Origin of the sequence: Sphingobacterium spiritivorum ATCC 33861 (assembly GCF_000143765.1) — a bacterium.
GTDB classification, from domain to species: domain Bacteria; phylum Bacteroidota; class Bacteroidia; order Sphingobacteriales; family Sphingobacteriaceae; genus Sphingobacterium; species Sphingobacterium spiritivorum.
Genome location: NZ_GL379771.1, coordinates 360,680 through 386,936, shown reverse-complemented (window position 1 = coordinate 386,936; position 26,257 = coordinate 360,680). Strand labels below are relative to the sequence as shown.

Annotated in this window: 24 protein-coding genes; 11 read left to right on the top strand and 13 right to left on the bottom strand. The window is 38.8% G+C overall.

The genetic code is table 11. The annotated features are described in order from the left end of the window. Positions 1 to 6 precede the first annotated feature (6 nt). Both HMPREF0766_RS11735 and HMPREF0766_RS11730 read right to left on the bottom strand, forming a co-directional pair. Positions 7 to 921 carry a lysylphosphatidylglycerol synthase transmembrane domain-containing protein gene (locus HMPREF0766_RS11735; protein ID WP_002997387.1) on the bottom strand — a complete coding sequence of 305 codons (915 nt, stop codon included), beginning with the start codon at positions 919 to 921 and terminating at the stop codon, positions 7 to 9. Positions 922 to 995: 74 nt separating this feature from the next. Beyond that, on the bottom strand, positions 996 to 1,325 hold the full coding sequence (locus HMPREF0766_RS11730) for a hypothetical protein (protein WP_002997384.1): 330 nt from the start codon (positions 1,323 to 1,325) through the stop codon (positions 996 to 998). Positions 1,326 to 1,384: 59 nt separating this feature from the next. Here HMPREF0766_RS11730 and HMPREF0766_RS11725 point away from each other — a divergent pair, with 59 nt between their 5' ends. Next, the gene (locus HMPREF0766_RS11725; protein ID WP_002997379.1) at positions 1,385 to 1,951 is read left to right on the top strand and encodes a lipocalin-like domain-containing protein; all 567 of its coding nucleotides are present in this window, start codon (positions 1,385 to 1,387) and stop codon (positions 1,949 to 1,951) included. 268 nt (positions 1,952 to 2,219) lie between these two features. Continuing rightward, positions 2,220 to 3,152, top strand: coding sequence for a hypothetical protein (locus HMPREF0766_RS11720; protein WP_002997377.1), 933 nt, complete (start codon positions 2,220 to 2,222; stop codon positions 3,150 to 3,152). A 99-nt stretch (positions 3,153 to 3,251) separates the two neighbouring features. Here HMPREF0766_RS11720 and HMPREF0766_RS11715 read toward each other — a convergent pair whose 3' ends face one another. The 5 genes from HMPREF0766_RS11715 to HMPREF0766_RS11695 all read right to left on the bottom strand — a co-directional run bounded on the left by HMPREF0766_RS11715 (position 3,252) and on the right by HMPREF0766_RS11695 (position 11,433). Next, positions 3,252 to 7,001, bottom strand: coding sequence for a sensor histidine kinase (locus HMPREF0766_RS11715; RefSeq protein ID WP_236590648.1), 3,750 nt, complete (start codon positions 6,999 to 7,001; stop codon positions 3,252 to 3,254). Between the two features lie 89 nt (positions 7,002 to 7,090). Further along, complete coding sequence (locus HMPREF0766_RS11710) at positions 7,091 to 7,864, bottom strand: succinate dehydrogenase/fumarate reductase iron-sulfur subunit (RefSeq protein WP_002997371.1); 774 nt, start codon at positions 7,862 to 7,864, stop codon at positions 7,091 to 7,093. Between the two features lie 53 nt (positions 7,865 to 7,917). Next, on the bottom strand, positions 7,918 to 9,849 hold the full coding sequence (locus HMPREF0766_RS11705) for a fumarate reductase/succinate dehydrogenase flavoprotein subunit (RefSeq protein WP_002997369.1): 1,932 nt from the start codon (positions 9,847 to 9,849) through the stop codon (positions 7,918 to 7,920). A gap of 54 nt (positions 9,850 to 9,903) precedes the next feature. Beyond that, positions 9,904 to 10,677, bottom strand: a complete 774-nt coding sequence (locus HMPREF0766_RS11700) for a succinate dehydrogenase cytochrome b subunit (RefSeq protein WP_002997366.1) — start codon at positions 10,675 to 10,677, stop codon at positions 9,904 to 9,906. A gap of 168 nt (positions 10,678 to 10,845) precedes the next feature. Continuing rightward, on the bottom strand, positions 10,846 to 11,433 hold the full coding sequence (locus tag HMPREF0766_RS11695; RefSeq protein ID WP_002997363.1) for a porin family protein: 588 nt from the start codon (positions 11,431 to 11,433) through the stop codon (positions 10,846 to 10,848). A gap of 71 nt (positions 11,434 to 11,504) precedes the next feature. Here HMPREF0766_RS11695 and HMPREF0766_RS11690 point away from each other — a divergent pair, with 71 nt between their 5' ends. The 6 genes from HMPREF0766_RS11690 to pruA all read left to right on the top strand — a co-directional run bounded on the left by HMPREF0766_RS11690 (position 11,505) and on the right by pruA (position 15,699). Next, the gene (locus HMPREF0766_RS11690) at positions 11,505 to 11,720 is read left to right on the top strand and encodes a hypothetical protein (protein ID WP_002997360.1); all 216 of its coding nucleotides are present in this window, start codon (positions 11,505 to 11,507) and stop codon (positions 11,718 to 11,720) included. Positions 11,721 to 11,722: 2 nt separating this feature from the next. Continuing rightward, positions 11,723 to 12,061 carry a tRNA-binding protein gene (locus HMPREF0766_RS11685; protein WP_002997357.1) on the top strand — a complete coding sequence of 113 codons (339 nt, stop codon included), beginning with the start codon at positions 11,723 to 11,725 and terminating at the stop codon, positions 12,059 to 12,061. Positions 12,062 to 12,071: 10 nt separating this feature from the next. Then, positions 12,072 to 12,536, top strand: coding sequence for a nucleoside deaminase (locus HMPREF0766_RS11680; protein WP_002997354.1), 465 nt, complete (start codon positions 12,072 to 12,074; stop codon positions 12,534 to 12,536). Between the two features lie 104 nt (positions 12,537 to 12,640). Continuing rightward, positions 12,641 to 13,252 (top strand): superoxide dismutase, encoded by a 612-nt coding sequence (locus HMPREF0766_RS11675; protein WP_002997351.1) that lies wholly within the window; start codon positions 12,641 to 12,643, stop codon positions 13,250 to 13,252. A 66-nt stretch (positions 13,253 to 13,318) separates the two neighbouring features. Beyond that, positions 13,319 to 13,987 (top strand): peptide-methionine (S)-S-oxide reductase MsrA, encoded by a 669-nt coding sequence (msrA, locus tag HMPREF0766_RS11670; RefSeq protein WP_037460313.1) that lies wholly within the window; start codon positions 13,319 to 13,321, stop codon positions 13,985 to 13,987. Between the two features lie 74 nt (positions 13,988 to 14,061). Beyond that, positions 14,062 to 15,699: an L-glutamate gamma-semialdehyde dehydrogenase gene (pruA, locus tag HMPREF0766_RS11665; protein ID WP_002997346.1), complete on the top strand. Its 1,638-nt coding sequence runs from the start codon at positions 14,062 to 14,064 to the stop codon at positions 15,697 to 15,699. A gap of 542 nt (positions 15,700 to 16,241) precedes the next feature. On the opposite strand, the gene HMPREF0766_RS11660 is transcribed toward pruA, so the two are convergent. The 5 genes from HMPREF0766_RS11660 to HMPREF0766_RS11640 all read right to left on the bottom strand — a co-directional run bounded on the left by HMPREF0766_RS11660 (position 16,242) and on the right by HMPREF0766_RS11640 (position 20,876). Beyond that, complete coding sequence (locus tag HMPREF0766_RS11660; RefSeq protein ID WP_002997343.1) at positions 16,242 to 17,018, bottom strand: endonuclease/exonuclease/phosphatase family protein; 777 nt, start codon at positions 17,016 to 17,018, stop codon at positions 16,242 to 16,244. A gap of 86 nt (positions 17,019 to 17,104) precedes the next feature. Then, on the bottom strand, positions 17,105 to 18,118 hold the full coding sequence (gene recA, locus HMPREF0766_RS11655; protein ID WP_002997339.1) for a recombinase RecA: 1,014 nt from the start codon (positions 18,116 to 18,118) through the stop codon (positions 17,105 to 17,107). A gap of 91 nt (positions 18,119 to 18,209) precedes the next feature. Beyond that, positions 18,210 to 18,896 (bottom strand): endonuclease III, encoded by a 687-nt coding sequence (nth, locus tag HMPREF0766_RS11650; RefSeq protein WP_002997336.1) that lies wholly within the window; start codon positions 18,894 to 18,896, stop codon positions 18,210 to 18,212. 77 nt (positions 18,897 to 18,973) lie between these two features. Further along, complete coding sequence (locus tag HMPREF0766_RS11645) at positions 18,974 to 19,159, bottom strand: hypothetical protein (RefSeq protein WP_002997333.1); 186 nt, start codon at positions 19,157 to 19,159, stop codon at positions 18,974 to 18,976. An 82-nt stretch (positions 19,160 to 19,241) separates the two neighbouring features. Beyond that, positions 19,242 to 20,876: a S8 family serine peptidase gene (locus HMPREF0766_RS11640; RefSeq protein ID WP_002997330.1), complete on the bottom strand. Its 1,635-nt coding sequence runs from the start codon at positions 20,874 to 20,876 to the stop codon at positions 19,242 to 19,244. 182 nt (positions 20,877 to 21,058) lie between these two features. On the opposite strand from HMPREF0766_RS11640, the gene HMPREF0766_RS11635 reads away from it, so the two are divergent. Next, positions 21,059 to 23,218 carry a S9 family peptidase gene (locus HMPREF0766_RS11635; protein WP_002997327.1) on the top strand — a complete coding sequence of 720 codons (2,160 nt, stop codon included), beginning with the start codon at positions 21,059 to 21,061 and terminating at the stop codon, positions 23,216 to 23,218. A 59-nt stretch (positions 23,219 to 23,277) separates the two neighbouring features. Here the strand turns inward: HMPREF0766_RS11635 and HMPREF0766_RS11630 are convergent, their stop codons facing one another. Then, positions 23,278 to 23,526 carry a hypothetical protein gene (locus tag HMPREF0766_RS11630; RefSeq protein ID WP_002997325.1) on the bottom strand — a complete coding sequence of 83 codons (249 nt, stop codon included), beginning with the start codon at positions 23,524 to 23,526 and terminating at the stop codon, positions 23,278 to 23,280. A gap of 631 nt (positions 23,527 to 24,157) precedes the next feature. Here HMPREF0766_RS11630 and HMPREF0766_RS11625 point away from each other — a divergent pair. Next, positions 24,158 to 24,874 carry a GNAT family N-acetyltransferase gene (locus tag HMPREF0766_RS11625; RefSeq protein ID WP_002997320.1) on the top strand — a complete coding sequence of 239 codons (717 nt, stop codon included), beginning with the start codon at positions 24,158 to 24,160 and terminating at the stop codon, positions 24,872 to 24,874. A gap of 150 nt (positions 24,875 to 25,024) precedes the next feature. Continuing rightward, a complete protein-coding gene (gene argG, locus HMPREF0766_RS11620; RefSeq protein ID WP_002997316.1) occupies positions 25,025 to 26,209 on the top strand; it encodes an argininosuccinate synthase in 1,185 nt (394 codons plus the stop codon). Positions 26,210 to 26,257 lie beyond the last annotated feature (48 nt).

Here is a 26,257-nt window from a genome sequence, read left to right as displayed (position 1 = left end):
AATAATTTAATCTTCTTCTATTCTGCTTTGTTCAACCTCTTCTGGGGATGGTAACTTTTCTTCTCCCAGACCTTTGGGGTTGAAGACATAATAAGCACCGGACACTGAAACTAAAGCAGAAATAATATAAAATAATAAACTGATCAATACCGCAAGGTGCGAATCCAGATAAAAGATCTTTGCTCCCCACATATACACAATCTCACGCATACCCAGACCTCCCACTGAAAAAGGAATGATAGCTACCAGAGAAGAAGCCAGGAAAAGAAAAAGATAAGGAGAGAATTTTCCTTCAAATCCCAGTGCGTACAGGATCATTATCGCAGACACAACCTGCATGGACTGTACGCCTATCGCTTTGATATGTGTTCTGAAAAACCGAGGCTTAAAATCCGGAAAAAACTTCCATATTACCAGATAATAGACTATCGTACCCGAGATAAAACATGCTGCTGTAAGTGCGTTTGGTATTTTCAGCTGAGGCATGAACATAATCAGAGCAGATATAATCAGACATAGCGCCCATAGTCCGCTCAGACGGTCGAAAAACAAGGCACTCAGTAATTTGCGGCCTTTGATTTTGAATTTTTTGCGGAGAAAATAGATCTTATATCCGTCTCCTCCTATCCCTCCGGGCAGAAAGAGATTATAAAATAAGCCCAGCTGATAGAGTTTGAAGTTGTATTTTTCACTTACGTCCAGACCTATTCCTTTTAGAAAACTAAGTAATCGGGAAGAAGAGATAAAGATAGAAAGGAGGAAGGCTAAAAATGCGAGAAATAAGAATAACGGATTACTATTGCGGATGGCTTCTACCAGGTCTTTTATATCGACTTTGCTGAATACCCAGTATAAAGCTCCTATAGTGACAACAACTTTGAGTATATTTTTAAGAATATTCCAGTACTTCTTTTTGTTCATGTGTATGTAAAACTAATCACTTTCAGAGATTAGCGGCTCAAAGGTAATAAAAACTTCAGGTCCTTTAAAGGAGATTACATGTTAAACATTGGATAAATTCGGGTGTAAAGCATAATCAGATATCCGATCAGCATTAATGCTGAAAGTGAAAAGAGCCAGTTGATATCTGTTTTTTTATACTTCTCTTTAAGCATTATTATCAGCAAAACAACGAATATGGCGAAAAGTAAAAAAGGGAATACCAAAAACCATTTATGCTCAAAATATACATAAGATTTGTCCAGTTGTTGGGATTTTCCGGATACAAATGGAAACGCAGCAAGTCCCAGAATGATTATGAACAATCGCAATAAAACTTTTGCAACCAATTTGCTTGTGGTATGATTTTTGGAATGCTCGTTCATGGTTTTGTAATTTGTATATTTGCAAACATACAAAGATTGATTTATATAATTCTTAAACTATGCGTAAACATATTTTGACTTTCGTAGCGATTCTAGCAGGTGTTTTCTTGTTTTCATCGTGTGGAGCACAGAGAAAGACTACGTCTTCTTCAGGTAGCTCAAACTCTTCCAGTACAGAAGTAAATGACGGACCGAGTGCCTCTGAGTGGAAAGGTGGTGTAAAAGGTACATGGATTCTTAATACTATTACCCGTGAGAACATCCCTGCAGCCTATACCATTAAAACTGTTTTTGAGGAAGCTCCTGCAGAGTGCTTTGAAGGAAGTGTGTGGAATTTTCCATCGAATGGTAAAGGAAGTATAGAATTTACCGCAGAAGGTACATTGTGTGCTAAAGGAGCTGTACGTAATATTGTATGGTCAATCTATAATCCAGGAAAAATGGGTGGTCAGCCGCAATTTCAGTTCAAAAAAATATATTCAGGAGATAAGGCAAGAAATGTTACAACAGGATACCGTATGGACTTATCTTTCTCCGACGGAGAGAAACTAGTGATGAAAATGCCTGTTGATTTAGACAATGGTACAGGTTATTTAGTCTTCAACTTTTCAAAAGCTGTAAGATAAATAGCTGATAACAGATAATAATACATGGAACGCAGGCTACATGGCCTGCGTTTTTTTGTGCTTTACTGTCTGCTATTTGTGCCGGAAGACTGTTTTGTAAGTTGTCAGTGCAGAAAAGAAAAAATGGCAGTGGGAGATTAAATTTATTGTTTATTGTGTTGTAACATATATTTTTTGTTTTGATGGCCTAAATTGGAACATTTTTTGCTGTTGTCAAAGATGCAAATCATCCATCTATGAAAGCAGAAATGAATGGTAATTAATAATTATGGAAATGGTAGATGAAGTAAGGGAAAAGGAAAAAGAGGGACAAAGAAAAAGAGATAGTTCAAAGATTTATTTTTTTATAATCGCAATCGCTGCTTTGCTGGCAACTAATATCTATTTCTATGTAAAGTTCAGGTCTTCCGGTGAGAAGGTTTATACACTAACGGTGCAGAAGGAAAGTCTGCAGATTGAGATAGATAGAATAGAAGCAGAATTAGATAATCTGAATGAGGAGAATGTTGCTTTGAGTGAGGCGATGAAAAGATCCGAATTACAGGCTCGTAAAATTATTTCGGATCTGCGTAAAGAATTAGAAGCAAATGTGCTGACTACTGAACAACTCAATCAAGCAAGAAAAATAGTGGCTTCCTTAAAAGTAGATGTATCCGGACTGAAAACAGATATAGCTGATCTGAAAGCAAAGAATGAAATGCTGAAAAAAGAGAACGAAATTCTCAATAGCAAAGTCTCAGAGGGAGAATCAAAAATTAGCGGTCTGACTGCACATAATTCCGACTTAAAAGAAAAAGTAACAACTGCTTCTGCAGTTAAAGTTTCAAACATTACTATCAATGGTCTTCAGGAAAAAAGAAAGGGACGGGTAGAAGTGGAAACAAGAGCTAAGCGTGTAGATAAGTTGGAGATTAATTTTACAATAGCAGATAATACGTTGGCTAAGACAGGTGCAAAGGAAATATTTGTAAGAATTATTAATCCTCAGGGTAATCTTATTGCACAGTCAAACGACATTTTCTATGTACACGGAGAGAAACTTCAGTACACATTTAAGGAAAGTATCAACTTTACAAACAATGGAGAAGAGTATAAGTTTTTGTGGCAGGAAGAGGGTAAAGATTTTGCTAAAGGTGCTTATACCATATTGCTATATGCTGACAATGCTATAATGGGCAGATCCAGTGTAATACTGAAGTAATAAGATCTTAGTACAAACTAAACTAAACAATAAAAGGGTTTTGTATCACTACAAAACCCTTTTTGTTTGTTAAACAGGTAACTAACAACGTTGTAACGGTTAGATATCTTTAATCATTGTATGGTAAAATGGGATATGTATAATAAATACTGTTCCCTTTCCAGCTGTAGTTTTGAAATCTATGGTTCCCCGCATACCTTCAATGGTTTGTTTAACGAAAGCGAGACCCAGGCCGGTTCCTGAACTCTTGGTTGTAAAGTTAGCCTGGAAAATCTTGGGTAGTGCTTCATCCGATATTCCGTTCCCATTATCTGTGATATGTATTTCCACCATTTCATTCGGATTAGCATAGATATCAAAGTCTATTTTGAGTTTTCTGCGACCCAGACCGGCTTCAATTGCGTTCTTGATGAGATTATTAAAAGTTCTTAATAACTGATCTTTATCACCCAACACGAATATTTCATTAGAATCAGCATGATTTGTAACGATAATCTTAGCCTGTGTATTTGTGCTGTAAAATGAAACGGATTTGTTGATCTTTTGAATAATATCCACCTTTTCAAACCGGGTATCCGGAAGCTTGGCAAATGCTGAAAATTCACTGGCAATATGCGATAAGCTGTCTATCTGTTCGATAAAGGAGGTAGAGATCCGATTAAAGCGTTCCTCAAAGCGTGGATCATTTTCCTTATAAGATCGGGACAATTGCTGAATTCCAAGTTTCATTGGAGTCAGCGGATTTTTGATTTCATGAGCGATCTGTTTGGCCATCTCTCTCCATGCAGCCTCCCGTTCTATGCCCATCAGCTTTTTGGAGTTTTCCTCCAGTTTGATCAGCATAAAGTTGTATTCTTTAACCAAAGCACCTACTTCATCATTACGTTGCCAGAAGAGTGGTTCATTCTGTTTACCGACATTTGTCTGTGACAATTTCTTACCGATCATCACCAAAGGAGCAGTAATCTTATTGGAAATATATACCGCAAAGAAGCCGAATGCAATAATAATAATGGTGTAGATATTGATCAGCGTATTGAGCAACAGATTGATACTGGTACTTTCTTCCTTTTTAGATGCAAAATAAGGGATATTCAGGTAATAGGCGATTTGATAATCAGCATTACGGATACTTGCATAGCTGGAAGAGAATTCAAAATCACCGACCTTCTCTGGTTCTATGGTCTCTGTCTTTTTGATTAATGATAGTTTTTTGTAAGCTGTAGGGTTAATAAATGTGGAGAAGAGCTTTAAGTCATAGATCTTCGGCTGGGATGAATAGATGAGCCTTCCGTTACGATTGAACAAGGTAAAATCGGTGGTCATGGCTTGCGACAGAATATTCAGATAAGACTCTACTGTTTCCTTACTATTCATACTCTCTGCAGAGTTCATCATATTCTCCAGTTTCCTGGAGACTTCAGCAATATATTTTATGCGGTTATTTTCTCTTTCATGGCTCAGTCTCGAGTTAATATTGTAGAAAGCCAATGCACCAGATATGAGGATCGCGAATATGATGGATACGATAAATATGGTCTGAATCCTTGTACTGTACTGAATTGTATTTTTAAGGATCATAAAATGATATTTAATACTCTTCAGCCTGAATGATTTCTGGGTCATCGTCTGTATCAGATAGATCACAATATCGACAACACTAAAGAATACAAACAGAAGCACAAAAAAGAAACAGGTAACAGCCAGATAGTCATAGAAATTCTGGTTGGCCCGACTGATTACCAGTGTCGTATGGCTATCCGGGCGATACATAAGGTGAAAATAATCTCCCGGTTCGTCGATCTCTATAAACTTGCCTACTTTGTCAGGGAATTTATTATCGGCGCTGGGATACGTGTATTTACCATATTGAGTTACCAGCTGCTTATCTTTATACAGTGCAAAAGAATTATTCAGAAAAGACTCCTGCTGTAATGAAGTGGTACGGCTGTCCGACAAAATCTCCGGGTAAGGCAGGATATAACTGAAAGCTCTGTTCTTGAGATTTAAGAAGATATTAGCGGTAGTATTGTCCCCCAATGGCAGATTTAAGGTCATGAAGTATTCATGTGTACCCAGCTCACTTTTCACACGATAGAAGCTCTCTGTTACTTTGATAGAATTGTTGATGACCTTCTCTCTGTACTCTTCAAATTTATTATTAGAGTAATTGTCGAGAGGGATATTGTTTGCATAGTAATATCCGTTAAAATCAAATTTGGAAAGGTATCCGCTCAGGTATTTTTTCTTAATGAAGTCTGTTATTTCAATTGCATTCTGCTGATTTGCAGAAAGTCGAAATAAGTGTTGCAGTTGCTCATCGTTTTTCATGGATTTCTCAATATCCATAAATAAGGAAATGGCATTGGTATCATCTTCTGCTTCCAGATTACTAAGTACCAACTTCATACTCTCCAGCTTTTTTATTTTCATGTATTTATCATGATTAATAGAAGAGAAGAGTGCAACAATAACAAGTATGACAATATAGAAGGAAAAGCGGTACTGCCCCAAAGCATATTTTCTCAGGAAAATAAGCAGTATCAGGATACCAAGCAGAACATTATTTATACTGTTTTCTCCCAACAGCGCGTATACGATCATCGAAAAAATTAATACAGCCAGTTGGATGTTTAGCTTGATACTGACCTGCTCGAACAGCTGATCAATAAGCCGCAAAAGAATATCAATATAAAAGAATAGAGAAAGTATCGCCAGACAGAGGTTAAACAGATTTAACCAACTGTATTTACTTAAATCCGCTATTTTTGAGAAATCATAACTCACTATAGAGGTATGCGTGATCAGACTGCCCAGATGCTGAAACAGCAGATTGTAAAAAAAGTATATACTGAATACAAGAAGACCGGATATCAGATAAGGAATAATCTTCTTTTTCAGCTGAGGCGGCAGAATCAGTTTGTCCGATACAGAATGTATAAATGCGAGGCACCAGAGGCAACTCAGATTGGTTAATGTAAGTGCCCACAAGTTTGGAAAAACGGAATTATACGCATAGTATTTCGGGTCGAATATTCCCAGGCTGGAGTGCATGGCCAGCCAGTTACTCTGCAGATCGATGAAACGCAAGGACGCGAGTACCGATACAAATATAAAAACCCCAAGCCAGGCAAACCCTTTTTTAGCCAGATTCAGACAGATATTATGGGTAAGGATAATAAAACAGAACATCGCAGATACCCAGCAAATAAATTGCAGAAAGATAAATACATTATCATGTTTTCCGCTTTTTAGTTTTACAGAGAATAAATAGGTTCCATCCTTGCTATAAACATTCTGTATGTTCTGTATATCTGTATAGTCTGCTATCTCCAGATTAGAGTCGTCTATAAGCTGTTTATTGAAGGTGTTTTTCAGGTACTCATTATTACTGTTGAATAAGCGCTTGACGAGGACAAGAGCAAGTATATTGACATCGCCTACAGTTTTCTTTTTTACGACAAAGGACCGGTTATTTTCGATCATGTAAGTCGTATTTGACTTGAGTCCTGCATCTGTAACAGGTACATAGACATCCGTACTCCAGAGTACAGGTTTACTGTCTTTATATAAATAGAGGAATACGCCTTTTTCGGATGCAAATTTTTCCAGTATATCTGCCGATTGCAGAGGAAACTGTTCCACATTCTTAAATGTCTTCATTATGGTGGAATCTGCAAACAGATCCTCAATGATACTTTCTTTTTTGTGGATATTGGCGGTAAGCTCATTTTTATCCAGCTCCAACATATCTTTGTCCGTAATAGTAAGATGTATCGTGAGGGCTGTGCCCATGAAGGAGATGGTAAGAATAAGAAGGAGTATACGTATTTTCGTCGTTAATTGCACAGCTATAAAAGATTTACGTAAGTAAATATAAAAAAAAGTCCCCACATACTTTTATGTGAGGACTTGTGTATTTTATCTGAAAAGGAATTCTAGTTGTGAATATCTTCTTCTCTGAATAATTTTGCTGTTAAATACTCACGATTTAATCGTGCGATATTTGTCAGTTTGATACCTACAGGACATTCTGCTTCACAAGCTCCTGTGTTGGTACAGTTACCGAATCCTTCAGCATCCATTTGATCTACCATAGCCTGAGCGCGTTCATAACGTTCTGTCTGACCTTGTGGTAACAATGCAAACTGAGAAACTTTTGCAGAAACGAAAAGCATTGCTGATGCATTTTTACAGGCAGCAACACAAGCTCCGCATCCGATACAGGTTGCAGACTCAAATGCTTCATCCGCAATTCTTTTAGGAATAAGGATTGCATTCGCATCCGGTACACCTCCGGTATTGACATTTACATATCCTCCGGCTTGCTGGATACGGTCAAATGCAGTCCGGTCTACTGCAAGATCTTTCAATACAGGGAATGCAGCTGCACGCCATGGTTCGATGACGATTGTTTGTCCGTCATGGAAACTACGCATGTGCAATTGACAAGTTGTTGTCCCTTGTTTAGGACCGTGAGGCCGACCATTAATAACCAATGAACACATTCCGCAAATTCCTTCGCGACAGTCATGGTCAAAATAAATAGGATCTTCACCTTTACGGGTTAATTCTTCGTTAACAATGTCAAGCATTTCCAAGAAAGACATATCGTCAGCGATATTATTTGCCTGATAGGTTACGAACTGACCTTTTTGTTTATCATTTTTCTGACGCCATACCTTCAGCGTTAAATTCATATGTGCACTCATGACAATATTTTTAAGTAATGAATAGCGAACGGTTGTGCCGTCCGCTATATCTACTATTTATAACTTCTTTGTGTTAATTTAACATTCTCGAAAATTAACTCTTCTTTGTGAAGAACCTCTGGCTGGTTTTCGCCTTTGAATTCCCAGGCAGAAACATAAGTGAATTCTTCATCATTACGTTTCGCTTCACCTTCTTCAGTCTGACTTTCCAGACGGAAGTGACCTCCACATGATTCTGAGCGGTTGAAAGCATCGTCTACCATCAGTTCACCCAGTTCTATAAAGTCAGCAACACGGCCGGCTTTTTCTAGAGACAGGTTCAGCTCTTCATTCTCTCCCAGTACAGTAACATTAGACCAGAATTCTTTTTTAAGCTCCTGGATCAATCCTTTTGCTTTTGTCAGTCCTTCTGCTGTACGAGCCATACCACAGTATTCCCACATGATTTTACCCAGTTCTTTGTGGATGTCATCTACAGTTTTTGTTCCTTTCAGCGAAAGCAACTGTTTGGTTTTAGCTTCCACCTCTTGTCTGGCTTGCTCAAATTCCGGACGCTTGTTGTCTACCGGTGCAAAACCTAATCCTGAAAGGTAATCACCCACAGTATAAGGAATTACAAAGTAACCATCAGCAAGACCCTGCATTAATGCAGATGCCCCTAATCTGTTTGCTCCGTGATCAGAGAAATTACATTCTCCTAATGCATACAATCCCGGGATAGTGGTCATCAGGTTATAATCTACCCATATACCACCCATTGTATAGTGAACAGCAGGGTAGATACGCATTGGCTGTTTATATGGATTCTCATCAGTGATCTGATAGTACATGTCAAATAAGTTTCCATATTTGGCACGTACAGTGTCTTCACCAAGACGTTTGATCGCATCCGCAAAATCAAGGAATACTGCTACTCCGGATTTACCAACACCACGACCATCATCTACCGCTTCTTTAGCATTACGGGATGCAACGTCACGAGGAACAAGGTTACCGAATGAAGGGTATTTTCTTTCCAGGAAGTAATCTCTGTCCTCTTCCTTAATGTCAGCTGCTTTTAATTCTCCGTTACGAAGTTTAGCCGATAATTCCTGAGTTTTAGGTACCCATACACGGCCATCATTACGCAGTGACTCCGACATTAATGTCAGTTTAGACTGATGATCTCCGGTTACAGGAATACATGTAGGGTGAATCTGTGTGTAACAAGGGTTAGCGAAGTATGCGCCACGTTTGTGTGCTCTCCATGCTGCAGTTACATTACAACCCATAGCATTTGTAGACAAGAAGAATACGTTACCGTAACCTCCTGTACACAATAATACAGCGTGTCCTGCATGAGACTCAATAGCTCCTGTTACCAGATCACGGGTGATAATACCTTTAGCATGACCATCCACTTTTACTACATCCAGCATCTCATGACGGTTGAACATTTCAACTTTGCCCTTTTTGATCTGACGGTTTAATGCAGAATAAGCACCTAATAATAATTGTTGTCCGGTCTGACCGCGTGCATAGAAGGTACGGGATACCTGCGCGCCACCAAATGAACGATTGTCTAACAAACCTCCGTATTCACGGGCAAATGGAACTCCCTGAGCCACACATTGGTCGATAATATTTACTGAAACTTCAGCGAGGCGGTATACGTTTGCCTCACGTGCACGGTAGTCACCACCTTTGATTGTATCGTAGAACAGACGGTAAACAGAGTCACCATCGTTTTGATAATTTTTTGCTGCGTTGATACCTCCCTGTGCTGCGATAGAGTGTGCACGACGTGGAGAATCCTGATAGCAGAATGCTTTTACGTTATATCCCAACTCAGCTAATGAAGCAGCAGCAGAAGCTCCTGCTAATCCTGTACCAACAACGATAATCGTGAATTTACGTTTGTTAGCAGGGTTAACTAACTTAAGATTGAATTTATGATTTGACCATTTTTGGGCTAAAGGACCCGCTGGTACTTTTGAATCTAACATATCTCTTTATTTTATTTTGATAGATGTTTGCTTTCGCTCTTATCTTAAAATAGTTTATTTAGCAAAGAAAAAATATAAAGGCATGGCTGCGAATCCAATAGGGATAAGTACACCAAATACCCAAATACCTAAAAATCTAACAATCGGAATATATTTTCTGTGATTGAATCCAACGGTCTGAAAAGCCGATTGGAAACCATGTATCAGGTGAAAAGACAATGCGGCCATTGCTACTACATATAATAATACTAACCATACATTTTGGAAAGCATAATCTACCTGTTTGTACAGGTCACGTGCCTGTATAGTCTGTACGCCATCTTTGACTTCTATACGGAAATCAGTGAATTCAGACTGACTTAGTTCTTTTGAGGTGGTCACATTGGTGGCCAGATCTGTTTTATATTCTATATAAGGAGTCTGATCATTGTGATATTTCCACCAGAAGTTTGCCATGTGCGTAGCGATAAATACCAATAATACTGTTCCTAAAATTCCCATGTTTCTGGAATTCCACGCACTGTTAGCTGCTCCATCGTACTTTGCGTATCCAATCGGGCGGGCTGCTTTATTTTTCAACGTCAGTACCAATGCATAAATAGCATGGATAATGATAGAAGCATAAAGTAAATAAGAAACTACTTTAATAGGTGCAAAATGGGTCATGGTGTATGCGTATTGGTTAAACGCAAGACCTTCATCACTCTTAAACAGTTGTAGGTTTCCGATCAAATGGACGATCAAAAACGTACATAGGAAAAGTCCTGTTAAGCTCATGATCAGTTTCTTCCCCAACGAAGAACTTAAAACTGGCTTTGATTTACTCATTGTCCTTGTATTTTGATTTAATACGCAAAACTATCTATTTGCGTCATAAAAATGTAAGCAAGAACGTAAAAAGTACTAATTTAGAATTGTTCTAAGTTTGTAAATAATAAAAGCCCGGTTTTCCGGGCTTTTATTATCGTTTTTGAGGTACTAAGACCTTTGTTTTTTCTATAAGAAATTGTATCCTACACCAATTGACCACATTTTGATCTTGTCTTTGTTGTCACTAAGACTGGACAATCCATGTTCGTAACGAAGGTCTACAGTGAACTTACTTATATCAGCACCTATACCACCGATAATACCTGTTGATGCTTTTTTGTAATTCGCAAAGTCAGTGTATTTACTCAATGATCCGCCTTCACTTACTTTGAATGCGAAAACAGGGCCTGCCTGGAATCTTACGCCGATAGGACCTAATCCGACACGTGTACCTAACAATACAGGTACATCAATGGTAGTCAGATCAAAAGTTCCGTTTTCTGTAGAACCATTTTCTGTCTGGTATTCACCTTTTATTTTCTTTCCGGTGAAATAAGCCTCCGGCTGAACATGAAATCCTGCGGCACCAACTCTGGCCCACAAACCTGCCTGATAACCTGTTTTTGTATCCGAATTAAGCCACTTGCCTTCAGATTTCAGACTGGAGAAATTCAGCGCTCCCTTAACCCCGAACTTTAAACTTGGGATCAGCTGAGCATTTGCTGAAACGACTAACATCATAGAGGCAACTAAACTGAGTATAAACTTTTTCATAAAAAATGTATTTTTTGTTATAATTTTAATTTTTATTACTTTTCAATCTACGTACAAATTTTAAACCAAAAATGGCAGCTATCAAAATAAGTGATTCCGATTGGGAAATCCTAAAGGTAAAGTTAAAAAGAAAATATAATAGTTTGACGCAGGAAGATCTTCTGTACAGAGAAGGACAGGAGGAGGAGTTAGTACAGCGACTGGCTAAGCGTATACGTCGAAATACGGATTATATACTGTTTACATTGGGAAAAGAGCTGGAAGACTTAACGAGTAATCGTTTGTAAGTATGGAAGAGATTAGTTGGGCAGACTTTGAAAAAGTTGATTTAAGAGTAGGAACAATTCTCGAAGCTGTGGATTTTCCGAAAGCCAAAAAACCGGCTTATCAATTGGTCGTAGATTTTGGAGAAGAGATCGGTATTCGTAAATCCAGTGCACAGATTACAGTACATTATACTAAGGAGAGTCTGATCGGCAGGCAAGTCGTGGCGGTGATCAATTTTCCGAAGAAGCAAATCGCTAATTTTATGTCGGAGTGTCTGGTAACAGGATTTGCAGATGAGAATGGAGATATAGTATTGACTGCTGTTGAGCGTCCGTTGCCTAACGGATCGAGGTTGTGTTAGTAAATCAGATATGAGATATATTAATTTTGAAGAGAGCAGTAACATTGATCCTGATGAGTTTTATATGAAGGCTGCTTTGACTCTGGCAAAGAAAGCGTATGAAGAAGATGAAGTCCCGATAGGTGCAGTCATTGTTAGTCAGGGAAAGATTATAGGGAAGGGATATAATCTGACAGAACGTCTTAATGATGTGACTGCGCATGCCGAAATGCAGGCTTTCACAGCAGCATCCAGTTATCTGGGTGGTAAATATCTGAAAGATTGCACCTTATATGTCACTGTAGAACCCTGTGTGATGTGTGCAGGTGCATCCTACTGGACGCAGGTGTCACGCATTGTTTACGGAGCTCCTGATGAAAAAAGGGGCGCTTCCAGATATGGTAAATTATTCCATCCGAAGACGGAAATTATATCCGGCGTACTGCAGGAAGAATGTGCAGAATTGATTACATCATTTTTTCGTCAGAAAAGATAATACAAATCTCATTTCTTGTCAGTAATCAAAACATATCCTCAATCTAAACGTTATATTTGTATACAAATCAAGTAAAGTATTAAACTATTAAATTTATAAATATTATGGCATTTCAATTAGAAGCGTTACCATACGCATCGGACGCATTAGAACCACATATTGACAAGGAAACCATGGAAATACACCATGACAGACACCATCAGGCGTATGTTGACAATTTGAACAAAGCTATTGCAGGAACAGATGCTGAGAATTTATCATTAGAAGAAATTGTAAAAAATGTTTCTAAATATAGCCCTGCAGTGCGTAACAATGGTGGTGGTCACTTTAACCACGGTTTGTTTTGGAGCGTGTTAGGTGCAAATGCAGGTGGCCAGCCTACAGGCGAGCTTGCTGCTGCAATCGATGAGGCATTTGGTTCATTTGATGAATTAAAGAAAAAACTTCAGGAAGCAGGTGCAGGACGTTTCGGTTCCGGTTGGTCATGGTTGATCGTAGGTGCCGATGGCAAATTAGCAGTTACTTCTACACCAAATCAGGATAACCCTTTAATGGATGTTGCTGAAGTAAAAGGAACTCCGGTATTGGGTATAGATGTGTGGGAACATGCTTACTACTTAAAATATCAAAACAAACGCCCGGCCTATCTGGAAGCAATTTTCAATGTGATTAATTGGGATGCTGTCGCTGAAAGATACGCTGCAGCTAAAAAATAATTTCGCTGAACAGCGACTCAAGTAAAGCGATGGAGGATCTCCATCGCTTTTTTTATACTTATGGCCATGAAGATAAAAAGTGTAAGTAAATATATTTTGCTGATTGTGTTGTTGACCACATTGTTTGCAGGTTGTCATTCACCTAAAACTGAAAAAATATCTTTTGAGCACCTTCCTTCTCAACCCCGAAACAGCGAACATGATACAGCTACTTTTGCTGCAGGATGCTTCTGGTGTATCGAAGCACAGTTTAAGGAATTAAAAGGTGTAGAACAGGTGCTGTCCGGTTTTAGTGGAGGACACGTTAAAGATCCGACGTATACTCAGGTGTCATTGGGAGGTACAGGTCATGCAGAAGTGATACAGGTGGTGTATAATCCCCGTATGGTGTCCTATGATCAGCTTTTACAAGGATTTTTTCTTGCACATGATCCAACTCAGCTCAATCGTCAGGGCAATGACGTAGGAGAGCAATATCGCTCTGCGATATTTGTACATAATAAAATCCAGTTGGATAAAGTGCGGTACTATATCCGAAAAATGACCGATGAAAAGCTTTATGATAAACCGATCGTTACACAGGTTGAACCTTTCAAAGTGTTTTATAAAGCAGAAGATTATCATCAGAATTATTATGCAAACAATCCAGACGAAGCCTATTGTCAGTATGTCATTAAACCGAAATTGGAAAAGTTTAAACACATTTTCTCCACTAACCTTAAGCATATGCCTTAAAGGTTGACAGTCCATAGTTTTTGCTGTAATTTTATAGTGTAAATCAGTACGTTACTGAATAAAATTAAATACTTATGTTAAAAGGATTTTTCAAAGTTCCTGTTCCTGTTAATGAACCGGTATATACTTACGCTGTTGGAAGTAATGAGCGTAAATTATTGAAAGCAGCTATTGAAGAAGCGCGTTCAAAACACATAGATGTCCCGATGTTTATCGGAGGGAAAGAAATCCGTACGGATAAAAAAAACAATATCACTCCGCCGCATGATCATCAGCATGTATTAGGACAATATAGTGAAGGTACCAAGACGCATGTTACGGATGCCATCAATGCTGCTCTGGCTGCTAAGAAAGATTGGGAAAACCTGGCATGGGAAGATCGTGCTGCTATTTTCTTAAAAGCTGCTGATCTGATTGCAGGTAAATACCGCTATAAGCTGAATGCAGCTACAATGTTGGGTCAATCTAAAAACCCGTATCAGGCAGAGATTGATTCTGCATGTGAGATTGTAGATTTTCTACGTTTCAATGTACAATATATGAGTGAGATCTATGCTCAGCAGCCTCCTGTATCCGGAAAAGGTGTATGGAACCGTCTTGAGCAGCGGCCTCTGGAAGGGTTCGTATTTGCTTTGACTCCATTCAACTTTACGGCTATTGCAGGTAATTTGCCTTCATGTGTTGCTATGATGGGAAATGTGGTTGTATGGAAGCCTTCCAATACACAGATCTATTCTGCAAATGTATTGATGGAGATCTTCAGAGAAGCAGGTCTTCCGGACGGAGTTATTAATCTTGTATTTGTTTCCGGTCCGGATGCGGGAGATATCATTTTCAAACATCCTGATTTCGCAGGTATCCACTTTACAGGTTCTACAGGAGTATTTCAGAATATCTGGAAAACTATCGGTGAAAACATTCACTTATACAAAACATATCCTCGTATCGTAGGAGAGACCGGCGGTAAAGATTTTATCCTGGTACACCCTTCTGCAGATCTGAAAGTTACCAATACAGCTATAGTACGTGGCGCATTTGAATATCAGGGACAAAAATGTTCAGCAGCATCCCGTGTATATATTCCAAAATCATTATGGCCTGAATTAAAGAAATCAATGATTGCTGATATTCAGTCATTCACTATCGGAGGTACAGAAGATTTTACAAACTTTATCAACGCCGTTATTGATGAAAAATCATTTGATAAATTGGCTAAATACATTGAACGTGCTAAAGATTCTGCTGATGCAGAAATCATAGTAGGAGGTACATATGATAAGTCAAAAGGATACTTTATCCATCCGACAGTTATCGTAGCAAATACACCTGACTACGAGACATTATCTGAAGAGCTGTTTGGTCCGGTATTGACTGTGTATGTATACGAAGATGAAAAGTGGGAGGAAACTTTAGAGCTGGTCGATAAAACATCTATTTATGCGCTTACAGGATCTGTAATTGCACAGGATCGTTATGCAATTACACAAGCTACTCATGCTTTACGCAATGCTGCAGGTAACTTTTATGTAAATGATAAATGTACAGGTGCAGTAGTTGGTCAGCAGCCTTTCGGTGGCGCCAGAGGTTCGGGTACGAATGATAAAGCCGGTTCGATGATTAATTTGTTACGTTGGGTCTCTCCACGTACGATCAAAGAAACATTTAATCCGGATACAGATTACAGATATCCATTCCTGGAAAAAGGAGAATAATTAAGGAAGAAGTTAAATTCAATAGAAGAGCTGGTAAATTGATGTTTACCAGCTCTTTTTATTTAACGCGAGTTTTGGGTCTTATTTTAGAGTATTGGGAATCGCTTGTGTCTCTATAGTCTTACCGATACGGATACCAGCAACGCACTAACTGCGTTTGTTAGTTTCTCCACCAACAGTATAGTCGTGAAGTAGCAATAGGTAGCACAAGTATATGCTTGTCATATCAGTCTTTAATCTCTCTCCCGGTCAAACCGGGATCTCTCCTTAAAAAGGAGAGAAGGACAGTCCGGTCAAACCGTTGTCACTGTCCTGACGAATTAGCACAGCAATGCTTGTGCCTGAACCGATAAAAGTAACGGGCACAAGCGGACGCTTGCGCCAGAAATGGCTGTTTAACAGTTTTAATTTACGTGAGTTTTGGGTCTTATTTTAAAATATAGGGTAGCACTAATTAGTAGAAGTATATGCTTGTCATATCAGTCTTTAACCTCTCTCCATAAAAAGATTGATAATCAGGTTTTGTGTTCCAAAAATCAGGTTTATTTAATCAATACTTCAGCATATACCGGTCTGTGATCGGATGCATAAGACTCCTCTATTACCTTGTGGTTTTGGAATTTAGGATTTTTGCTTTTATTGACCATGATAAAATCAATTTCACGGGTTGGATTCACTTCCGGAATGGTAAATCCGTTCGTAATCTCGCTACGTTTAAAGAAATTTCCTAAAATTTTTATAGGTTCCGATTGCGGTTGTGCATTAAGGTCTCCTACAAGGACAACGAGATGTTTTGTGTCCTGAAAATGATTTACAATAAATTTAGTCTGCGCGATTCTGTTTTCTTCTTTTAAATCTAAATGTGTATTGGCAAAAAGAATTTCTTTGCCTGAAGGAATTTTGATTTTTGCAATACCCAGACTTCGCATTTCACTTTTGACAGGCATAGGCAGTTCAAGCCGTTCGGTATTGGTAATTGGGAATTTTGAGAGAATAACTGTTCCATATTCTCCTTTTTCCAGATCGATTCCTTTCGAAAAGAAATAATATTCCATTCCGGCTAATTCTGCCAGTTTTTTAGCCTGATCAACATTCTCCGAACGGCCTACATTTACATCTATTTCCTGTAGTCCGACTACGTCCGCTCCGGATGTACGGATCACTTTTGCAATAGCTTCGAGATCAATGACCCCCGGTTTGCTGGGCGGATTGCCATGGTGAATGTTGTAGGAAAGAATCTTTAAAGGCTGTTGTCCGAATACAGGGGAACAAAGAGTGAACAGAATCAACAGGAGAATAAGGCTGTATTTATTTTTCATGATATGAGGTTGTGAAAAATAAATATAGCCATTCTTTTGGAATGGCTATATGAATAAATTATAACATAATCGTGACCTGATTTGTTCTATTCCGGTTCGACAACAGCTTCTACACCGGATACTTCTGCTTTAATTTTTTGTTCCAGCTCATCCATCAGATCCGGATTGTCCTGAAGTAATGATTTTACAGCATCGCGGCCTTGTCCAAGCTTGGTGTCTCCATAACTGAACCATGATCCTGATTTTTTAATGATATTGTACTCCACACCAAGGTCGATGATCTCACCAACTTTAGATATACCTTCTCCGAACATAATATCAAATTCGGCAATCCGGAAAGGAGGAGCGACTTTATTTTTTACAATTTTTACTTTTACACGGTTACCGGATACTTCATCTGAATCTTTGATCTGTGAAGTACGGCGAATATCCAAACGAACGGAAGCATAGAATTTAAGGGCGTTACCACCTGTTGTTGTTTCCGGATTTCCGAACATTACACCAATTTTTTCGCGTAACTGGTTAATAAAAATACAGCAACAGTTAGTTTTGGATATAGTTCCGGTCAGTTTACGCAAAGCCTGAGACATCAGTCGGGCTTGTAGCCCCATTTTCGAATCTCCCATTTCGCCTTCAATTTCACCTTTAGGTACTAATGCCGCGACGGAGTCAATAACGATGACATCAATAGCTCCTGAGCGGATCAGGTTGTCAGCAATCTCCAGACCCTGCTCACCGTTATCCGGTTGAGAAATCAGCAGATTCTCTACATCCACACCCAGTTTCTGTGCGTAATATTTATCAAATGCGTGCTCGGCATCGATGATGGCTGCAATTCCGCCTTTTTTCTGTGCCTCTGCAACTATATGTGTCGCTAATGTTGTCTTACCTGAAGATTCCGGGCCATAGATCTCGATAATACGGCCTTTTGGTACACCTCCGATTCCCAGTGCAATATCCAGACCTAAAGAACCTGTAGAAATAGACTCAATCGGTTCAACCGCTGAATCACCCAATTTCATGATCGTACCTTTACCGTACGATTTTTCTAATTTATCTAAAGTAAGCTGTAAAGCTTTTAATTTGTCCTGGTTGCTCATATTTTTAGTAATTATTAATCAAAAATACAGATAAAAATGAAATAATCAAATTTAAAATGCTAATATAATTAGTTTTATGGTGTTTTTAGAATTAAACGATCTGTTCCTTACCTGAATTTGATTTCCGGTGTGTGGTTTTTAGGAACTGAGTTTCATAATATTTACACATATAGGTAATCGGACAAATCTCACATTTGGGTTTTCGTGCAAGACAGATATAGCGTCCGTGCAGAATAAGCCAGTGGTGTGCAACAGCTATCGTTTCTTCCGGAAGAAATTTGACCAGTTGTTTTTCTACAGCAAGAGGAGTCGTCGCTCTGCTGGTCAGGCCCAATCTGTTACTTACCCTGAATACATGCGTATCCACCGCCATTGCCGGTTTATTATAAACCACAGAAGAGATTACATTTGCTGTTTTGCGACCTACACCCGGTAATTTAATAAGATCTTCTATTTGTTCCGGCACTTCTCCATTGAATTTTTCAATAAGCATATTTGCCATTCCGACCAGGTGTTTGGCTTTGTTGTTGGGATAGCTTACGGAGCGGATATAACTGAAGACTTCGTCAACAGAAGCTGCAGCTAATGCTTCTACTACCGGAAAGCGTTCGAAAAGTGCCGGAGTTATCTGATTGATCCGTTTATCTGTACATTGAGCCGACAGGATAACAGCAATGAGAAGTTCATAAGGATTGCTGTAATTTAATTCGGTCTGTGCATCAGGATTGTGAGTAGAAAAATATTCTACAAAGGCACGGTAACGATCTTTCTTTAACATATCCAAAGATACAAAAACCTTTACCTTTTAAAAAAACAAGGCCCAGTAATGTTACCGGGCCTTGATCTTGAAGATACTTAATCTTTTTTCAACGATTTGGAATACGCTAAAATACTCTCAATTGTCTTTCTGTTGGGGTTTTTAGACAAATTCTGAAGATTTGATTTTAGCTTAATCTCGAAAACATCGTCCTGATAGTTAGTCAGATCTTTATCTTCTGTTGTGTAAGTATCTTCTTTAATTTTTGTAAAGTTTTCTACCATAAGCTGAGCTAAATTTGTTTGTTATCAACTTCTTATCAAACGTAAGATAAGCAACTTATAGTATTTTATATCACAAAAAAAATTATTTTTTCTTCTGTGACAGATATTTATCTGCTTCGGCAATGGCCTGATATGCATTTACAACACCGCCTGTAACACTGATTTCATCCAGATAAACTTTTTTCTTGCTGCCGTCTTCAGCTTTGATGGTTACTTTCTTATCCACTTTAACAACAGATTTCATAATAATATCTTTTGTCTCTTTGGCTGTCAGCTGCGGATAATAGGAACGGATCATAGCGGCAAGACCCGCTACTACCGGTGAGGCCATACTTGTACCTTGTTGCTCTTTGTATAAAGATCCGGGCATAGTAGAATTGATTTTTACTCCGGGAGCAAATACATCTACAGTTTTATATCCGTAATTGGAAAAATCTGCCACCAGATTATCATCCTGATAAAGTCCGCTTGCACCTACTGTGATCCAGGCATCCGCTTCTCCCTGAATAGCATCCAGGCTATCTGTATAGTATTTTGTAGGGAAGTTTTTGTGGATATCTACATCCTGGCCATCGTTACCTGCAGCGTGTACTAACAATACATCTTTAGAGATTGCGAATTTGACGGCATCATCCACGGCTTTTTTATTGTAAGCATAACTTTTTCCAAAGCTCATATTGATAACCTTTGCGCCATTTTCAGCAGCATAGCGGATTGCATTTGCTACATCTTTATCGCGTTCATCACCATTTGGGACAGTTCGTACAGACATTATTCTCACCTGATCTGCGACACCATTAATACCTATATTGTTATTGCGTTTTGCTCCGATGATACCCGCTACGTGTGTGCCGTGCTCTGCGTCCGGACCGGTTACATCAGCGTTTCCATAATAGCGCTCTGTCGCATCGTCATAATTATCACCAATGATATGGCGCGGATCAAACTCTTTGTTCAGGTGATATTTGACCTGATCTCCATAGTAAGTTGCAGCCTCTCCTAATTGTGTGTAAAACTGGGATACCGAACCTTTTTCTTCCTGAATACCTCTTTTAGCAATACGTAAAGCCATTTTTTCCTGATCGTTGGCAGGCGAATAAGCCTCAATATCGGCTAATGTCAATGTACTGGCATCTTTACCTATTTTTTTGAAGATAATCTCTAACTGATCTTTCAGTTTGACATAATTCATTTCACCAAACTGTGCTTCCTCCAGTTTTTTTGCATACTCGCTTACCATACCCTGATAAGCGACAAATTCTCTTCTTTCAGCAGCACTTAAAGGAGTACTTGGTAATACGGAAATATATTTAGGCTCATACTTGCGGATCAGACGGGTCAGCTCCAGATTGTCATGGTTGACATTTTCTCCGTTGGCATTTCCGATAAAGTTCCAGCCATATTTATCATTGATGTAACCGTTTTTATCATTGTCTTTACCGTTATCATTATTGTCTTTGGGATTGATCCAGAGCACATCTTTAAGGTCTTCGTGTTTGACATCCACGCCACCGTCTATAACAGCTACAATGACAGGAGTAGCTTTTCTTCCTTTCAATAATGTCTGATAGGCTTTTTCTGTACTGATTCCCATTACGCCATCCTGCTGGAAATCAAGATTAAACCAGTTTTCAGGGGTCTTTTGATCCTTTTGTGCAAACGAAAGAACCGGTAATGTACCAAAAGCTAATATAATAGCTAATTTTTTTAATCTCATAGTCGCTTATAAACGTTTATTTCTTAATTAATGATCTATAAGCAAATATAGGGCAATAATCTGAAGCAAATTGTTAATTTTTTCTAAATCGGTAAAACTTTTCGGTTATCTTTAATGAGTTTTCATTTTATGGGTTTCACAGACCTTTATTTTGTCAAAATACTAATTTCAAAATTCTATTTATGATTAGAAAAATTACCATATGGATAGGAGCTTTAGTCGCGCTATCCTCTTGTTCTTCAAATAACAATATGTCAGAAAACAAACCATTACAATGGCCGGATGTCACTGCGCCGGTCGCTGCTGTCAAACCACACCAACGTGTCATTCATGGAGACACTGTTACGGACAATTACTATTGGATGATCGATTATTTTAAAAAAGGACCGGATTCTTCCAATGTTGTCAGTTATCTTGAGGCTGAAAATGCCTATACTGCTGCCATAATGAAGCAGACAGAACCTTTTCAGCAACGCCTGTTTGATGAACTGAAAAGCAGGATTAAAGAAACGGATGAATCTGTTCCGTACTTCAAAAACGGATATTATTATTATACGCGTACATTAGAAGGACAGCAATATTATAAATACTGCCGGAAAAAAGGCAGCCTGAATGCTCCTGAAGAGATATTGCTGGATGTGGACGCTATGGCTAAAGGACATGCTTATTATGCTGTAGGTGGTCTGTCTGTGAGTCCGGATAATAAATTATTAGCCTATGGGGTGGATACAGTGTCACGTCGTGAATATGTTGTGCATATAAAGAACCTGGAGACCGGAAAGATCATGAGCGACCGGATTTCACGTACAAGTGGTGGTACAACATGGGCTAATGATAATAAAACGTTGTTTTACACAGCCAAAAATCCGGTCACATTGCTCAGTGAGAAAATAAAAAGACATACGCTGGGTACAGATGAAAAAAATGATGTCACCGTATATCATGAAAAAGATAATACTAATTACATTGGCGTGAGCAAGTCCAAAAATGGAAAATATATAATGATCTATAGTGGTGGCACATTATCTTCAGAAGAATATATTCTGAATGCAGATGATCCGAATGGATCATTCAAAATCTTCCAGCCGCGCATTAAAGATGTACTCTATTCTGTAACGGCATTGGAAGATAGATTTCTGATCGTCACGAATGATAATGCGAAGAATTTTAAGGTTATGGAATGTCCGCTGGACAAAACCGGAAAAGAAAACTGGAAAGAGATGATCCCTCACCGTGCAGATGTACTGGTCAGTGACATCGATGAGTTCAAAGATTTCCTGGTGATTTCTGAGCGTAAAAACGGACTGACACAATTAGTTGTGCGGAATCTGAAAGATGGTAAACAGCATTATCTGGATTTCGGGGAGGCAGCTTATACGGTTTCTCCCAGTACAAATGTCGAATACAACCTGAGTACGGTACGCTACGGATATACTTCGCTAGTGACTCCATCTTCGACTTATGAATATAATATGGAGACACATGAAAAGAAATTACTGAAGCAGCAACCTGTATTAGGTGGATATGATGCCGGCAACTATACTACCGAACGCATCTTTGCAAAAGCAAAAGATGGTACATCCGTACCTATATCCATTGTATATAAGAAAGGATTCAAGAAAGATGGTCAATCGCCCCTGCTGCTCTATGCTTACGGTTCCTATGGAGCATCTATGGATCCGAGTTTTTCCTCTACCAGGTTGAGTTTGCTGGATCGCGGATTTGTATATGCCATTGCTCACATCAGAGGAGGTGAGGAGATGGGCCGTCAGTGGTACGAAGACGGTAAAATGATGAAAAAGAAAAATACCTTTACCGATTTTATCGATTGCGGGCAATATCTGATCGATCAGCAGTATACTAGCAAAGGTCATCTGTACGCTAAAGGTGGTAGTGCAGGAGGGTTGTTGATGGGAGCTGTGGTGAATATGGCACCCGATCTGTGGAACGGTGTAATTGCGAATGTTCCCTTTGTCGATGTTGTCAATACCATGCTGGATGAAACGATTCCGTTGACAACAAATGAATACGATGAATGGGGAAATCCGAATACAAAAGCTGCATATGAATATATGAAGAGTTATTCTCCATATGAAAATATTGAAAAGAAGGATTACCCTAATATGCTCGTGACAACAGGACTTCATGATAGTCAGGTACAGTATTTCGAACCGGCGAAATGGGTGGCCAAACTGAGAGCAACCAAGACGGACAAAAATATTCTGTTGCTAAAGACGGATATGGACTACGGTCACGGAGGAGCATCCGGAAGATTTGATTACCTCAAGGAAGTGGCGATGGAAGATGCGTTCCTTTTTGCTTTAGAAGGCATTACCAGATAGCATTACATAATAAAAGGCAACTACTAGTTGCCTTTTATTATTTTAAAAATATCGTTAGCCTATTTATTGTGCAGGCTGTCCAGTTTTTCTTCCCGTTCGATTTCTCTTGAATCCAGCTGATGCTGACGATAATTGTCTATAGCAACTTTACTGGCTTTTTGAGAAACAATGATGCCGATAATAGCAATGATCGTCACAATAGATATTCCCCAGACGTATTTTTTCTTGTCTTGTTTGACAAGCCAATACATACAAAAGATATAAGGTACTGCGAAAAACAGATAAAAGATAATGCTGGGCGTATCCATATAAACTAAATTTAAGGTGTGTCACACCTGTTTGTAGTTGCAAAATTATCGAAAAATAAGCATTTAAAAAATTTTACGTTTGCGGATCACCGATGATGACCTGATGTTGACATGCGGTTATCTTATCCTATTTACAAAATCATAATGCTACCATTGCAATTTGTACATGTAAAAATTTCAATTTTAGAATATGGAGAAGTCTGAAAGAGGGGATGGTATGGTCTTGGAAATCAATATATTCTTTGAAAATCACAATTCAGTAATGTTTTGAAGTTTTTTCAAAAAAACGATGCGTTTATTGCATAAAAGAAAAAAATAATTTTATACATTTGCGCAGTCAATAACAAAGACATTTTTCATTGCATATGAACAGTAAAAAAACAATAGCTCAATCGTATTTACAGCCTTTCGAAAGGTTTGTGAGCAGGTTGGTTTATGCTTTTTTATATATGGAATGTCCTGTTATTCGCTTCCGACGACCTATACTGCCTCGAGCTTGATAAAGAGGCAGGCTACTTCCAACAAATAAAAGGTTCTTCCTGCTCGAAGATCCGGGTTTCAATTTTTTTTGTTTATTTACTGACAAAACTAACATTTAGTTGTTGTTTTATTATTTGGGGTCGTTTCATTCATGACAATTTCAGATTTTTTAATTATTCCGGCCAAACCAGAACATACACACTATGCAGAGATCATATGTGATGAAATGTTCGAATCTGCGAAAGCTCGCGGTACTGGTATTGCACGTCGTAAACCGGAGTATGTGGCGAACAAGATGACGGAGGGTAAGGCTGTAATTGCATTGCACAGAGATGGCAGATGGGCCGGCTTTTGTTATATTGAGACATGGAGCCATGGTGACTATGTTGCCAATTCAGGTCTTATTGTTAATCCTGAATTTCGTAAAGTGGGACTGGCCAAAGCGATCAAAAAACGTGTCTTTGAATTGTCCCGAGAGAAATATCCGCATGCCAAGATTTTTGGACTGACAACGGGACTGGCCGTGATGAAGATCAATTCGGATCTGGGATATGAGCCCGTAACCTATTCTGAACTGACAACAGATGATGAATTCTGGAAAGGCTGTCAAAGCTGTGTGAACTATGATATACTTGTCAGTAAAGAACGCAAAAACTGTATGTGTACAGCTATGTTGTGGGATCCGGTAGAGAAGGAACGCGAGTTGAAAGAAAAGATACAGCGTAAAATGGAAGCGAAAGAACGTTTGGATCGTATTGCCAAAAAGCAATCTCTACTAAAACGTATTGAAGCAAAATTGTGGAAATCCACAAAAAAAATGGTGATGGCGGTTTTTCCATATCATCGTAAACCTGCAAAAGGATTTTAATTTTTATATTATTGTTGTACATCTTCACGTTGAAGAATAGACAGTATATAATTTCAACAATAATGAAAATAAGATTGAGGTACTTCTGACAGTAATCAAAAGGAAGTCTTTCATCGAAATTTCATATACAATAAAAAGTAAAAAAGACACATGAAAAAAGTAGTTTTAGCATTTAGCGGAGGATTGGATACTTCATTTTGTTGTATTTATCTTACCCGGGATTTAGGTTTGGAAGTTCACTCTGTAATCGTGAATACAGGTGGTTTTTCGGCTGAAGAGTTGGCGACAATTGAGAAGCGCGCATACGAATTAGGCGTTAAGTCACATGCAGTAGTGGATGAAACTGAAAACTACTACCGGGACAGTATCAAATATCTGATCTTCGGCAATGTATTGAAAAATGCTACTTACCCTTTATCGGTTTCAGCAGAACGTGTGTGTCAGGCTACAGCAATTGCCAATTACGCTAAAAAAATCGGAGCAGAATGTGTCGCTCACGGTTCTACAGGAGCAGGAAACGATCAGGTACGTTTTGATATGATCTTTAATACCCTGATTCCCGGTGTGGAGATTATTACACCTATTCGTGATCTTAAGCTAAGCCGCGAAGCCGAAATCGAATATCTGAGCAAACATGGTGTGGAATATTCAGCTGAAAAAGCTAAGTATTCTATCAATAAAGGTATCTGGGGTACTTCAGTAGGTGGAGCAGAGACATTGACTTCCAATCAATATCTTCCGGATTCAGCATGGCCTACTCCGGTTACCTCATCTACTCCGCGTCAGGTGACCATCGACTTTGAACACGGGGAGCCTGTAGCACTGGATGGTAACAAGATCGGTGCAGTACGCGTTATTCAGGAACTTCAGGCTATTGCACAGCCTTACGGTATTGGACGTGATATTCACGTAGGTGATACGATCATCGGTATCAAAGGACGTGTTGGTTTTGAAGCAGCAGCTCCTGTTATTCTGATCAAGGCACACCATACTTTAGAAAAACACACGTTAACAAAATGGCAACTGGCATGGAAAGATCAGATCGCAGGTTTCTACGGCAATTATATGCACGAAGGGCAGATGCACGATCCTGTGATGCGTGATATCGAAGCCTTCCTTACAAGTTCACAATCTACAGTTAACGGACGTGTATACATAGAACTGAACCCTTACCGTTTTACAATTCTTGGAATTGATTCTCCTAATGATCTGATGTCTAATAAATTCGGGACGTACGGAGAGATGAACAATGGCTGGACAGGAGACGATGTAAAAGGGTTCTCTAAGATTTTCGGTAATCAGACATTGATCTGGCATAAAGTGAATGCTAAGTAAAAAAGCATAATTCGTTAATGCGAAGCAGAAGTCTGTCGCAATACAAAT

Coding starts and splice junctions, on each gene's coding strand:
- HMPREF0766_RS11735 (WP_002997387.1), bottom strand. CDS start 921: ATGAACAAAAAGAAGTACTGGAATATTCTTAAAAATATACTCAAAGTT.
- HMPREF0766_RS11730 (WP_002997384.1), bottom strand. CDS start 1,325: ATGAACGAGCATTCCAAAAATCATACCACAAGCAAATTGGTTGCAAAA.
- HMPREF0766_RS11725 (WP_002997379.1), top strand. CDS start 1,385: ATGCGTAAACATATTTTGACTTTCGTAGCGATTCTAGCAGGTGTTTTC.
- HMPREF0766_RS11720 (WP_002997377.1), top strand. CDS start 2,220: ATGGAAATGGTAGATGAAGTAAGGGAAAAGGAAAAAGAGGGACAAAGA.
- HMPREF0766_RS11710 (WP_002997371.1), bottom strand. CDS start 7,864: ATGAGTGCACATATGAATTTAACGCTGAAGGTATGGCGTCAGAAAAAT.
- HMPREF0766_RS11705 (WP_002997369.1), bottom strand. CDS start 9,849: ATGTTAGATTCAAAAGTACCAGCGGGTCCTTTAGCCCAAAAATGGTCA.
- HMPREF0766_RS11700 (WP_002997366.1), bottom strand. CDS start 10,677: ATGAGTAAATCAAAGCCAGTTTTAAGTTCTTCGTTGGGGAAGAAACTG.
- HMPREF0766_RS11695 (WP_002997363.1), bottom strand. CDS start 11,433: ATGAAAAAGTTTATACTCAGTTTAGTTGCCTCTATGATGTTAGTCGTT.
- HMPREF0766_RS11690 (WP_002997360.1), top strand. CDS start 11,505: ATGGCAGCTATCAAAATAAGTGATTCCGATTGGGAAATCCTAAAGGTA.
- HMPREF0766_RS11685 (WP_002997357.1), top strand. CDS start 11,723: ATGGAAGAGATTAGTTGGGCAGACTTTGAAAAAGTTGATTTAAGAGTA.
- HMPREF0766_RS11680 (WP_002997354.1), top strand. CDS start 12,072: ATGAGATATATTAATTTTGAAGAGAGCAGTAACATTGATCCTGATGAG.
- HMPREF0766_RS11675 (WP_002997351.1), top strand. CDS start 12,641: ATGGCATTTCAATTAGAAGCGTTACCATACGCATCGGACGCATTAGAA.
- msrA (WP_037460313.1), top strand. CDS start 13,319: ATGAAGATAAAAAGTGTAAGTAAATATATTTTGCTGATTGTGTTGTTG.
- pruA (WP_002997346.1), top strand. CDS start 14,062: ATGTTAAAAGGATTTTTCAAAGTTCCTGTTCCTGTTAATGAACCGGTA.
- HMPREF0766_RS11660 (WP_002997343.1), bottom strand. CDS start 17,018: ATGAAAAATAAATACAGCCTTATTCTCCTGTTGATTCTGTTCACTCTT.
- recA (WP_002997339.1), bottom strand. CDS start 18,118: ATGAGCAACCAGGACAAATTAAAAGCTTTACAGCTTACTTTAGATAAA.
- nth (WP_002997336.1), bottom strand. CDS start 18,896: ATGTTAAAGAAAGATCGTTACCGTGCCTTTGTAGAATATTTTTCTACT.
- HMPREF0766_RS11645 (WP_002997333.1), bottom strand. CDS start 19,159: ATGGTAGAAAACTTTACAAAAATTAAAGAAGATACTTACACAACAGAA.
- HMPREF0766_RS11640 (WP_002997330.1), bottom strand. CDS start 20,876: ATGAGATTAAAAAAATTAGCTATTATATTAGCTTTTGGTACATTACCG.
- HMPREF0766_RS11635 (WP_002997327.1), top strand. CDS start 21,059: ATGATTAGAAAAATTACCATATGGATAGGAGCTTTAGTCGCGCTATCC.
- HMPREF0766_RS11630 (WP_002997325.1), bottom strand. CDS start 23,526: ATGGATACGCCCAGCATTATCTTTTATCTGTTTTTCGCAGTACCTTAT.
- HMPREF0766_RS11625 (WP_002997320.1), top strand. CDS start 24,158: ATGACAATTTCAGATTTTTTAATTATTCCGGCCAAACCAGAACATACA.
- argG (WP_002997316.1), top strand. CDS start 25,025: ATGAAAAAAGTAGTTTTAGCATTTAGCGGAGGATTGGATACTTCATTT.